This window comes from Spongiactinospora sp. TRM90649, assembly GCF_029382225.1.
Taxonomy (GTDB): domain Bacteria; phylum Actinomycetota; class Actinomycetes; order Streptosporangiales; family Streptosporangiaceae; genus Spongiactinospora.
Genome location: NZ_JARLTC010000011.1, coordinates 142702 through 154705, shown reverse-complemented (window position 1 = coordinate 154705; position 12004 = coordinate 142702). Strand labels below are relative to the sequence as shown.

The following is a 12004-nucleotide window of genomic DNA, read 5'->3' as shown; positions in this document are numbered from 1 at the left end:
GCCGCCGGTGTCACCTGGGACCGGCGTCGAGCGGAACCGCCGTCAGTTGGGGCCCCGGCCGGAGATCATGCCGGGCGGGCCGTCGCTGGGCCAGCCGTTCTCGGCGTCATCGCCTCCGGTCCCGCCGTCGTCGCGGGGACCGGCGGTGGGTTTGCCGGTCTTCTTGGGTTCCCGTCCGGCGTTTCCGGAATCGGGGTCGGATCCGGATTCTTCAGCCCCGGAGCCGGAGCCCGGATCGGTGATCGAGTGGGGCTCGGCGTTCGCGGCCGGTGTGTCGCCGGACTCGCCGGACTGGCCGCGCCGTTCGGCGCCTGAGCCGTCGTCGGTCTTCCCGGAAGCCCCAGAGGGCTCCTGGCCGCCCGGATCGGTCTGGCCGGACTGCCCGGCGGGGGCGCCGCCAGGCGGGGCGCCACGATCGTTCAGCACCGCGAAGGCGATGCCGCCGGCCGCGAGGGCGGCGACGAGAGCGCCCGCGGCCATGGCCTTGCCGCGTTCGCTTCTCCTGCCCTTCCCGCGTCGTGTTCCGGTCTCGGTCTCGGTTTCGGTCTCGTTCTGCTCGGGCGGATCGGTGTGGCCCGTCGAGGATCGGACGTGCCGTCGCATGGGTGAACAACTCCTGCGGTCGTGATCGGTGGAAACCAGCACGGTTCCCGAGGGTGCTGGACCACACTAGCCCCAGTAACGAAAACGCCGCACAAGGATCACAAAGGAATCACACTTGTCGCCTATTTCACGACTCCTCCGAGGCAACCGGCGCACGTGGGTGGCGGTGGCGGGCACGGTAGCGGTCCTCGGTACGGCAGGCGCCGGCGTCCTGCTCGCCATGTCGCCCGATCAGAGACCCGGTCCCGCCCAGCGGCCCGGCACGGACAGACGCGGGCAGACCGGCACGGATCCGGGCGCCGGTTCGACTCCGCGACCCCGTCCGGGCCAGCCGGCGAGCGGCTCGCCGCGCCCGGAGGAGTCGTTCTCCGGCTGGATGGCGGTCCACAGCCCCACGCCCACCCCGGGCACCGGCGGCGTGCCCGCGGACACCCTCTCACCGGGGGTGGGCGGCGAGACGGCACGGCCATCCGGGCGGCATCCGGTCGTCAGGGGCGCGCGGAGCCTGCCGGCCGTCTCGACGGCCGAGCGCGCTCCCCGGGCGCGGACACGCCCGCGCACGCCCGAGCCGATGCCGCTCCCCCGGCCGCGTCCGCAGCCGGAGCCCCGGCCCGAACCCCGGCCGGAGCCGCAGCCCACCAGGACCTGGGGCGGCCACGATCCGTGCGCGAAGTTCGACGACTTCCGCAGGCCGTACTGCGACGAGCTGCTCAGGAGCCTCGCCCCGCACTGAGGCGAGAAAGCTCAGGGGCAGCCGGAGTGCTGCGCGGCCGGCACGGCGGGCGGACGCCCCACCGTCGGCATGCCGAGCATGACCCCCGGTGAGTCGGGACGGCCCTGCCGGGCCTCCCAGGCGTCTCCCGCCCGGGTGCGGCGCAGGGACAGCGCGGGGGCGTCGGCGACCAGGTGGTGCGGCGCGGCGTAGGTGATCTCGACACGGACCATGTCGCCGGGCCGGGGCCGCTCCGCGCCGGGCACGAAGTGGACAAGTCGGTTGTCAGGGGCGCGTCCGGACAGACGCCGGGTGGTGTCGTCCTTGCGCCCCTCGCCCTCGGCCACGAGCACCTCGACGGTCTGGCCGACCTGCCGCCGGTTCTCCTCCCAGGAGATCTCCTCCTGCAGCGCCACCAGCCGCTCGTAGCGCTCCTGGACGACCTCCTTGGGCACCTGGGCGTCCATGGTGGCGGCCGGGGTGCCGGGTCGGATGGAGTACTGGAAGGTATAGGCGTGGGCGAAACGCGCGGCGCGCACCACGTCGAGGGTCTGCTGGAAGTCGGCCTCGGTCTCGCCGGGGAAGCCGACGATGATGTCGGTGGAGATCGCGGCGTCGGGCATCGCGGCGCGGACCCGCTCGATGATGCCGAGGTAGCGCTCGGCGCGGTAGGAGCGCCGCATCGCCTTCAGCACGGTGTCGGAGCCGGACTGCAGCGGCATGTGGAGCTGGTGCATGACGTTGGGCGTCTCGGCCATCGCGGCGATCACGTCGTCGGTGAAGGCGGCGGGGTGCGGGGAGGTGAACCGGACCCGCTCCAGGCCGTCGATCTCGCCGCAGGCGCGCAGCAGCTTGCCGAACGCCAGCCGGTCGCCGAACTCGACGCCATAGGTGTTGACGTTCTGGCCGAGCAGGGTGACCTCCAGCACCCCCTGGCCGACCAGCGTGCGGATCTCACCGAGGACGTCGCCGGGGCGGCGGTCCTTCTCCTTGCCGCGCAACGACGGCACGATGCAGAAGGTGCAGGTGTTGTTGCAGCCCACCGAGATCGCCACCCAGGCGGCATAGGCGGACTCGCGCTTGGTCGGCAGGGTGCTGGGGAAGACCTCCAGCGACTCCTTGATCTCGACCTGGGCCTCGCGCTCGATCCTGGCCCGCTCCAGCAGCACCGGCAGCGAGCCGATGTTGTGGGTGCCGAACACCACGTCGACCCACGGCGCCCTGCGGACGATCTCGCCCTGGTCCTTCTGCGCCAGGCAGCCGCCGACGGCGATCTGCATGCGCGGGTTGCCGTCCTTGGCCGGGCGCAGGTGGCCGAGGTTGCCGTAGAGGCGGTTGTCGGCGTTCTCGCGCACCGCGCACGTGTTGAAGACCACGACGTCGGCGGCCTCGCCGTCGCCCGCCCGCACGTAGCCGGCGTCTTCGAGCAGCCCGGCGAGCCGCTCCGAGTCGTGCACGTTCATCTGGCACCCGTAGGTCCGGACCTGGTAGGTACGGCTCTCGCCGGCGCGGGCGCTCTCCCCGGTGACGTTCATCTCGGTGACATTCATCTCGATGACAAGACTAAGCGCCATCGCCACCCGAGCGGGCATCATGCCCGAGAGAGCCGCGAGGACCCATAAGGGTGGGCCAGGGCGGACCCGCAGCCCTGTGACCTGGGGTACCAACGGCACACCCGTCGCCCCGCCGTGATCGGATCGGTACCCGAGGGTTAGTGACGGGTGCTCCTGGCATGCATAACGTTGACCACCATGACGGAGAACGGGGACAGGGCTCCACTCGTCAGTCTGGTCGGGGTCAACAAACACTTCGGCGCGTTGCACGTGCTGAAGGACATCGACTTGACCGTCGATCGCGGCGAGGTACTGGTGGTCATCGGGCCCTCCGGCAGTGGCAAGTCCACGCTGTGCAGGGCGATCAACCGGCTGGAGACCATCGACGCGGGGCAGATCATATTCGACGGCGAGCCGCTGCCGTCGGAGGGCCGGGCGCTGGCCCGGCTGCGCTCCGAGGTCGGCATGGTCTTCCAGTCGTTCAACCTCTTCGCGCACAAGACGATCCTGGAGAACGTGACGCTCGGGCCGACCAAAGTGCGCCGCAAGGCCCGCAAGGACGCCGAGCAGCGGGGCATGGAACTGCTCGACCGGGTCGGCATCGCCAATCAGGCGGCCAAGTACCCGGCGCAGCTCTCCGGCGGGCAGCAGCAGCGGGTGGCCATCGCGCGGGCCCTGGCGATGGAACCCAAGATGATCCTGTTCGACGAACCGACGTCGGCCCTGGACCCCGAGATGGTCCAGGAGGTGCTCGACGTGATGATCGGCCTGGCGCGGGAGGGCATGACGATGGTCGTGGTCACCCATGAGATGGGCTTCGCGCGCAGGGCCGCCAACCGGGTCGTGTTCATGGCGGACGGCCAGATCGTCGAGGAGAACACCCCCGACGAGTTCTTCACCAACGCCAGGACCGACCGCGCCAAGGACTTCCTGTCCAAGATCCTCACCCACTGACGTCGGCCCTGACACGGCTACACGGCGTGAGCACGTCGGAAGGCCCTCACCCCCCTGTCTCCCCACCTTTAGGCTCCAACCTTTAGGCCCCATCCTTAAGGAAGAAGAGGTACGGAAATGCGGGTACGACGTTTCAGCGTGGCGTTCGCCGCGGCGGGCGCGCTGACGCTGGGCCTGGCGGCGTGCGGCGGCGGTGGCGGCGGCGACACCGGCGCGACCGCCGACAAGGCCACCTCGGTCGTGGACAAGGTGAAGAACACCAAGCGCATCGTGGTCGGCACCAAGTGGGATCAGCCGGGCCTGGGCCTGAACACCGGCGCGGGCGAGCCGCAGGGCTTCGACGTCGACATCGCCAAGTACGTGGTGAAGGAGATCTCGGGCGATCCCAACGTGCAGATCGAATGGAAGGAGTCGGCGTCCTCCAACCGGGAGCCGTTCCTGGCCAACGGCACGGTGGACATCGTCTTCGCGACCTACTCGATCACCGAGGAGCGCAAGGCCAAGGTCACCTTCGGCGGGCCGTACATCGTGGCCCACCAGGACACCATGGTGCGCGGCGACGCCGCGGAGATCACCAAGGCCACCGACCTCGCGGGCAAGCGGATCTGCCAGGCCGCCGGGTCGAACTCCTACAAGCGGATCACCGACCCGCCGCCGGACGGCAAGCTCGACCTCGACGCCAAGCTGGTCGGCGCGAGCAACTACTCCGAGTGCGTCTCCAAGCTGAGCGGCAACAACCTCGATGCCGTCACCACCGACGACCTGATCCTGGCCGGTTTCGCCGCGCAGGGCGGCAACTTCAAGATCCTCGGTGACCCGTTCACCGATGAGAAGTACGGTATCGGCCTGAAGAAGGGCGACACCAAGACCTGTGAGGCCGTGAACAAGGCCGTCACCAAGATGTACAGCGACGGCACCGCCAAGCAGATCTTCGACAAGTGGTTCGGCAAGGCGCAGGGGCTCTCCGCGCCCACCGCGGTGCCGCCGTTCGAGGGCTGCGCGTAGGCACCCTCGCTTCGTAAGGCTCGCAACGTACGCGGCGGCCGGTGAACGGACTCCCGATCACCGGCCGCCGCCGCACCCGTGGCTGGAGCACGATGGACGAACTGATCAAATACGCACCGGAGCTACTGACCGGTTTCGGGAACAACCTGAAGCTCTCGGCGGTATGCGCAGTACTGTCGCTGATATTCGGCACGATCCTGGTCGCCATGCGGGTATCGCCCACGCCGGTACTCCGGGCGGCGGGGACGACCTACGTCAATATCGCGCGTAACACGCCGCTGACCCTGGTGCTGGCGTTCGCCTCGCTCGGGCTCAGCGACCAGATCGGTCTCGTCTTCTCCGAGGAGCCGAGCACGAACGGGTTCTGGCTCGTGGTGCTCGGGCTGACCGCCTACACCTCGACCTTCGTCTGCGAGGCGCTGCGCGCGGGCATCAACACGGTGCCGTTCGGGCAGGCCGAGGCGGCGCGGGCGATCGGCCTGACCTTCATGCAGTCGCTGACCATGATCATTCTGCCGCAGGCGTTCCGCGCGGTCATCGCGCCGCTGGGCAGCGTCATGATCGCGATGATCAAGAACACCACGGTCGCCATCGCCGCCGGATACCTCGCCGACGTGGCGTTCGTGATGAAGGACACCTTCGACACCACCGGCGTGTCGATCCCCATCTTCCTCGGCATCGTGCTCGCCTTCATGGTGGTGGTGCTGCCGATCGGATTCTTCAGCGGCTGGCTGGCCAAGAGACTGGCGGTGGCCCGATGAGCACGCAGGCGACGCTCCTCTTCGACGCTCCGGGCCCGCGGGCACGGCTGCGCAACCACCTGCTCACCGCGATCGGCCTGGTGGCCCTGCTGGCGATCGCCTGGTTCGTCTACACCAGGTTCGACGAGAAGGGCCAGTGGCGCGGGGAGATCTGGGAGCCGTTCCTGCGCCCGGAGACCTGGACCAACTTCATCTTCCCCGGCCTGCTCGGCACGCTGAAGGCCGCCGCGCTCGGCGCGGTGTTCGCGCTCGCGTTCGGTGCGATCTTCGGCCTGGCCCGGCTGTCGGAGCACCGCTGGATCCGGATCCCGGCGGGCGTGGTGGTGGAGGTCTTCCGGGCCATCCCGCTGCTGCTGCTGATCTTCTTCGTGTTCTACTGGCTGCCTTCCGCGTTCGGCGGCGGCGACTACACGCTGATCGCGGTGGTCGCCGGTCTCGCCCTCTACAACGGGTCGGTGCTGGCGGAGATCGTCCGGGCTGGCGTGCTGTCGGTGCCCAAGGGGCAGTCGGAGGCCGCCTACGCGATCGGGCTGCGCCGGACGGGCGTGCTGTGGCGGATCCTGCTGCCGCAGGCGGTCACCGCGATGATGCCGGCGATCGTCAGCCAGCTCGTCGTGCTGCTCAAGGACACCGCGCTCGGCTACATCATCGCCTACGTGGACCTGCTGAACTTCGGCTTCAAGATCATTCCGCCGAACTTCCCGGGCTCGCTGATCCCCGCCGCGATCGTCATCGGGATCATCTACATCGGGATCAACATGCTGCTCAGCGCCCTGGCCCACTGGCTGGAGCGGCGCAGCAGGCGCAGCCGCAAGACCTCGGCCCGGCCGCTGGGGCCGTCCACCGGCATACCCGCCGCCGCTGCCGCCGGGCAGCCGCCCGCCGTCGTGGACGGCGGGCTCGGCAACTGACCTCTCCGGGGACGGCCGCCGCGGCCGTCCCCGGAATCGCGGCAGTTGGAACGGGCGTTACTCGGGATCGCTCGCGTAAAGGGATGGGTAAAGGGAGACGCAGGGCCGCCTTTTCCGGCAGGATGCGGCTATGTCCCCCGAGCGAACGCCGAGCCGGACCTCAGCCGCCCCTCACGCCGCCTGGCCGTCTCCGATCTCCACATCGGACGTCGCCCGGTCCCGCATCTATCTAGGCTCACCGACTCTGAGCGGTGACGAGGTGTGGTGGAGCGAGGACCGCCCCGCGGACGGCGGGCGGACCACGATCATGCACCGGACGGCCGACGGCTCGCGCCGCGAACTGCTCCCCGCGCCGTGGAGCGCCCGATCCCGGGTCCACGAGTACGGCGGGCGCTCATACGCGGTCGTGCCCGGCACCGGCGTCGTCTTCGCCAACCACGCCGACCAGCGCCTCTACCTGCTGGCGGGTGACGAGCCGCCGCTGCCGCTCACCCCCGACCCCGAGCGGCACGCCGGGCTCCGCTACGCCGACCTGCGCGTCCACGGCGGCGACGTGTGGGCGGTGCGCGAACGCCACCACGACGACGGGAAGGTGGACCGCGCGATCGTGTCGGTCTCGCTGGACCCGGCGTCCGGCCGGGAACCGGTCGAACGGGCCGCAGGCGGCGACTTCTACGCCTACCCCACCATCTCCCCCGACGGCGAGCACCTCGCCTACATCACCTGGAACCACCCGCGCATGCCCTGGCAGGGCACCGAGCTGCGGGTGACGCGCCTGAGCGACGGCCACTCCTGGACGGTCAAGGGCGGTCAGAGCGAGTCGGTGCTCGCCCCGCGCTGGCGCGACGACCGCAACCTCTACGTCGTGTCCGACTGGTCGGGGTGGTGGAACCTCTACCAGATCGGGATCTACGGCACCAGCTCGCAGGCGCTCTACCCGGCCGAGGAGGAGTTCGCGGGGGCGCTGTGGCGGCTGGGCGACTCGCCGTACGAGGTGCTGGGCGACGGACGGCTCGCCGTCCTGCACGGCCTGGGCGACCTGCGCCTCGGCGTCCTGGACCCGGAGACCGGCTCGCTCACCGACCTCGACGTCCCCTACGACGGCTGGACCCCCTCGCTCGACGCCGACGGCGTCACGCTCACCGGCATCGCCTACGGCGCGGCCGTCCCCGGCTCGGTGGTGCGGGTGAACACCGTGACCGGCCGGGTCGAAGGGCTGCGCAGAGACGTCGAGGAGCTTCCCGACATCGCGTACCTGCCGCAGGCGCGCGCGGTGGAGATCGAGAGCCGCTTCGGCAGGCGCGTCCACGCGATCGTCTACCCGCCGGCCAACCCGGCCGCGCACGGCGACGGGCCGCCGCCGTTCGTGGTGTCGGTCCACGGCGGGCCGACGGCCCACGCCGTGCGCGCCCTGGAACTGGAACGCGCCTTCTTCACCAGCCGCGGTATCGGGATCATCGACGTCAACTACGGCGGTTCCACCGGATACGGGCGCGCCTACCGCGAACGGCTGCGCGGCCAGTGGGGCGTGATCGACGTCGAGGACACCATCGCCGCCGCCGAATGGCTGGCCGCGGAGGGCATCGCCGACCCGGCGCGCATCGCCGTCCGGGGCAACAGCGCCGGCGGCTGGACCGTCCTCGCCGCCTGCTGCTCCTCCACCGCGTTCGCCGGGGGCGTGTCCTATTACGGCGTGAGCGCGCTGGCCCCGCTCAACGCCACCACCCACGACTTCGAGTCCCGTTACGTCGAGTGGCTGGTCGGCCCCGAGGACCCGGTCCTCTACGCCACCCGCGAGCCGCTCGCCCGGGTCGCCGGGGTGAGCTGCCCCATGCTGCTGCTGCAGGGCCTCGACGATCCGGTGGTGCCGCCCGTCCAGTCGGAGGCGTTCGCGTCGGCGCTGGCCGAGCGCGGCGTGCCGTGCACGTATCTCACCTTCGAGGGGGAGTCGCACGGCTTCCGCCGGGCCGAGACCCGCAGCGCGGCGCTCGCCGCCGAACTGGCCTTCTACCAGCAGATCTTCTGAGGGTCTTCGAAAGGGGCTTCCAGAGGGCCTTCGATGGGCAGGCGTTCTCGGGGTAAGGCTCAGCGGGCGAACTCGGTGGAACGCGACTCGCGGACCACCGTGATCCGGATCTGACCCGGGTAGGTCAGTTCCTCCTCGATCTGCTTGGCCACGTCGCGGGCGATCACCTGTGTCTGGATGTCGTCCACCGTGTCCGGCTTGACCATGACCCGGATCTCCCGGCCCGCCTGCATGGCGAACACCTTCTCCACGCCGTCGTAGGACTGGGCGATCTCCTCCAGCCGCTCCAGCCGCTTGACGTAGGCCTCCAGCGACTCGCGGCGGGCGCCAGGACGGCTGCCGCTGATCGCGTCGGCGGCCTGGGTCAGGACGGCCTCCACGGTGCGGACCTCGACCTCGTTGTGGTGGGCCTCGATCGCGTGGACGACGTCCTCGTGCTCGCCGTACCGCCTGGCGATCTCGGCGCCGATCAGCGCGTGGCTGCCCTCCACCTCGTGGGTGAGCGCCTTGCCGATGTCGTGCAACACCGTGCAACGCTTCAGCAGCTTCGAGTCCATGCCCAGCTCACCGGCCATGATCCCGGCGATGTGGGCGGACTCGACGAGGTGCTTGAGCACGTTCTGCCCGTAGGAGGTGCGATAGCGGAGCTGCCCCAGGAGGGTGACCAGCTCGGGATGCATGTCGGTGATGCCCAGTTCGACCAGCGCGTCCTCACCCGCGCGGACGCAGAGGTCCTGGACCTCGGCGCGGCTGCGCTCGTGCGCCTCCTCGATGCGCTGCGGGTGGATGCGCCCGTCGAGCACCAGCTTCTCCAGCGTCAGCCGGGCGGTTTCCCGGCGCACCGGGTCGAAACAGGACAGCAGGACGGCCTCGGGCGTGTCGTCGATGATCAGGTTGACGCCGGTGGTGGACTCGAAGGCCCGGATGTTGCGCCCCTCGCGGCCGATGATGCGGCCCTTCATCTCATCGCCCGGCAGGTGCAGGACGCTGACCACCGACTCGGCCGTCTGCTCGGTCGCGACCCGCTGCACCGCAAGCGTCACGATCTTGCACGCGCGTTTCTCGGCCTCCTTGCGGGCGTCGCTCTCGATCTCCCTGACCAGCAGCACCGCCTCGCGCTTGGCCTGGTTCTCGATCTCCTTGACCAGCTCGTTCTTGGCCTGCTCGGAGGTCAGCCCGGACACCCGCTCCAGGATGGTCCGCCGCTCCTCCTCGATCCGCAGCAGGTCCTCGCGGCGACCGGCCAGTTCGGTCTCGGTCTCGGCGAGCTTGCGCCCGCGCTCCGACTGACGGCGCGCCTCCTCGTCCAGCCGCTGCTCCCGCTCGGCCAGCCGGATCTCCCGGCGTTCGAGGTCGGCCCGGAACTCCTTGAGCTCCGACTTCAGGACGCGGGTCTCCTCCTCGGCCTCCTGCCGGATCTTCACCACGGTCTTCTCGACCACCTCGGAGCGACTGATGATCTCGCTCGCGTCCGCTTCCGCCTTGCTCCGGATCTCGCCGGCCTCTGCCCGCGCCCGCTCCAGCTCTCCGTTGACCTCGGCCAGTTGCTCCGGCGTCGGCCCGGACTCACGGGGGGCAAGAGCTCCGGTACGGCGCACCAGCACGACGAGTGCCGCGATCGCCACCAGGGCGAATACGAGCACCGCCACCGTCAGGGCGACCACTACCGCAGTCTCCATTCGCGCCCCAGCCTCCTCGCGTCGCGAATCCTCAAGCACGCGAAGGGTCACACCCACGGCACGGAAACACCAATCGCTGGCGCCACCAGGACAAATATCAACCAGCGACAGGCCGGGCACCGACCGTCACGATCGACACCGCAGCCGCCTCGCCATTGAGCCTAGCCCGTCCGTCGTACACCGTTATGGCAATCCGCACAGCGCGGAGTAACTCCTCACTGCCGTCGAGATTAAGCGTCGTAGAGGTAACGGGCAAGCAAAGGTGACCTGTCAAGCCTGTTCCCACGCATACGTCGCCGTCCCACAACATCCCCCATATCGCCATATTTAACCCCCCTTTCAACCACCCCAAACCGCACGATGACCACACATGCCACCGACACCAGCGACTCCCCCAGCTCACCAGCCCCAACACCACCCCACCGCCCCCGGACAATCCACCCACACCACCGGGGCCCCAAATGATGACAATGAGCAACACTCACGGGAAAGCAAACCCTGTCAACACGGCCCGACCCGCCGGTCAATTGCTCGAAGGCTTGGGTTTAGTACAGCCACCCGGTTACACCCCGAAGCCAAGCGCCCGCCGCGCGGGGCACCCCACCACAGCCCGGGCCTGCCCCCTCCCGTCCGACCATGGTCTGCCCGGGTGCTGCCCTTGTACGGCGTGCCCGGTGCCGTACAAGGGCAGCGCACAGCGGCAGGTAGCTCGGCTCGGACGGAAGAGCGGCAGCGCTGGTGGGGGCACAGGCGTCGTGTTCGGGGAAGAGCGTTCGGCCTGGTGGGAGGTGGGTGCCCGGCTCGGTCGCGGTGTCCAGGTGATCCAGGAACGGCGACAGCGTCGAGCGAAGCCGACCTCAGAAAGAACGTCCGAGCGGAGCGAGGCCCATTGGGCGCGAGGCGACGCGCCCCGACCGCAGAGGCGGCAACGGCGCTGGCCAAAGAGGCACAGCGGGCCCGGTCGGCGAGGACGCGACGGCGGGCACCATCGTGGAACTTGTGCTCGGGGGCCAGTTAGAGGGAGTCGAAGGGGTCGGGGAAGGTGTCGGGGTCATGGCCTTCGGCTTCTAGGGCCTCGCGGACGATGCGGAAGGCCAGGCCGGGTGAGTAGCCCTTGCGGGCGAGCATCCCTGCGAGGCGGCGGGTGCGGGCCGGGGTGGGGAGGTTGCGGGTGGCGGAGAGTTTACGGGCGACCAGGCGGCGGGCGGTTTCGGCTTCTTCCTCGGGGTCGAGTTGTTCTACGGCGTCGCGGACCGTGTCGTCGTCGACTCCCCGGTGGCGGAGTTCGGCGGCGAGGGCGCGGCGGGCCAGGCCGCGTCCGGCGTGGCGGGAGGCGACCCAGGCGTCGGCGAACGCCTTGTCGTCGATGAGGCCCACCTCTGAGAAGCGGGCGAGCACCGACTCGGCCGCCGCCTCCGGTACCTCGCGTTTGCGCATGGCCTCGGCGAGCTGGGCGCGGGTGCGCGGCGCCATGGTCAGCAGGCGCAGGCAGATCGACCGGGCCACCGACTCGGGGTCGGCGTCGGGCACCTGGGCCGCTGGCGAACCGGGGACCGGGCCGTCCGCGAGGGCGTCGCGGTCGGAGCGCCGGGTCCGGCGTTCCGACCGCGACCGGTTGGTTCGCGAACGGTTGGTCCGTGATCTGCTGTCAAGCCGGTCTTCTGAGGCCTCCCGGCTCTCCGTGTCGGAAGGAAGAACGGCGTCCGTCGCGGCATCCGGGGAGAGGTCGGGCCGGGCGCTCCAGTCCAGTGGCCCGACCTCGCCGGGCGGGCCACCGGGTTCGTTCGGCGTCATCGGTCA

General features: G+C 70.1%; 10 protein-coding genes. 6 read left to right on the top strand and 4 right to left on the bottom strand.

Going from position 1 to position 12004, the window contains the following annotated elements; translation table 11 throughout:
• Positions 1-42: 42 nt before the first annotated feature.
• Positions 43-603, bottom strand: coding sequence for a hypothetical protein (locus P3X83_RS15765; RefSeq protein WP_277305808.1), 561 nt, complete (start codon positions 601-603; stop codon positions 43-45).
• Between the two features lie 166 nt (positions 604-769).
• On the opposite strand from P3X83_RS15765, the gene P3X83_RS15760 reads away from it, so the two are divergent.
• On the top strand, positions 770-1336 hold the full coding sequence (locus tag P3X83_RS15760) for a hypothetical protein (protein ID WP_277305807.1): 567 nt from the start codon (positions 770-772) through the stop codon (positions 1334-1336).
• 11 nt (positions 1337-1347) lie between these two features.
• Here the strand turns inward: P3X83_RS15760 and miaB are convergent, their stop codons facing one another.
• Complete coding sequence (miaB, locus tag P3X83_RS15755) at positions 1348-2850, bottom strand: tRNA (N6-isopentenyl adenosine(37)-C2)-methylthiotransferase MiaB (protein WP_277305909.1); 1503 nt, start codon at positions 2848-2850, stop codon at positions 1348-1350.
• A 216-nt stretch (positions 2851-3066) separates the two neighbouring features.
• Here miaB and P3X83_RS15750 point away from each other — a divergent pair, with 216 nt between their 5' ends.
• The 5 genes from P3X83_RS15750 (at position 3067) to P3X83_RS15730 (ending at position 8525) form a co-directional block, all read left to right on the top strand.
• A complete protein-coding gene (locus P3X83_RS15750) occupies positions 3067-3822 on the top strand; it encodes an amino acid ABC transporter ATP-binding protein (protein WP_277305806.1) in 756 nt (251 codons plus the stop codon).
• Between the two features lie 117 nt (positions 3823-3939).
• Positions 3940-4827: a glutamate ABC transporter substrate-binding protein gene (locus P3X83_RS15745; protein ID WP_277305805.1), complete on the top strand. Its 888-nt coding sequence runs from the start codon at positions 3940-3942 to the stop codon at positions 4825-4827.
• Positions 4828-4919: 92 nt separating this feature from the next.
• On the top strand, positions 4920-5588 hold the full coding sequence (locus P3X83_RS15740; RefSeq protein WP_277305908.1) for an amino acid ABC transporter permease: 669 nt from the start codon (positions 4920-4922) through the stop codon (positions 5586-5588).
• A complete protein-coding gene (locus P3X83_RS15735; RefSeq protein WP_277305804.1) occupies positions 5585-6499 on the top strand; it encodes an amino acid ABC transporter permease in 915 nt (304 codons plus the stop codon). The genes P3X83_RS15740 and P3X83_RS15735 overlap by 4 nt, the downstream gene beginning before the upstream one ends.
• Before the next feature lie 130 nt (positions 6500-6629).
• Positions 6630-8525, top strand: coding sequence for a prolyl oligopeptidase family serine peptidase (locus P3X83_RS15730; protein WP_277305803.1), 1896 nt, complete (start codon positions 6630-6632; stop codon positions 8523-8525).
• A gap of 59 nt (positions 8526-8584) precedes the next feature.
• On the opposite strand, the gene rny is transcribed toward P3X83_RS15730, so the two are convergent.
• Complete coding sequence (gene rny, locus P3X83_RS15725; RefSeq protein WP_277305802.1) at positions 8585-10204, bottom strand: ribonuclease Y; 1620 nt, start codon at positions 10202-10204, stop codon at positions 8585-8587.
• Positions 10205-11218: 1014 nt separating this feature from the next.
• Positions 11219-11998, bottom strand: a complete 780-nt coding sequence (gene recX, locus P3X83_RS15720; RefSeq protein ID WP_277305801.1) for a recombination regulator RecX — start codon at positions 11996-11998, stop codon at positions 11219-11221.
• Positions 11999-12004 lie beyond the last annotated feature (6 nt).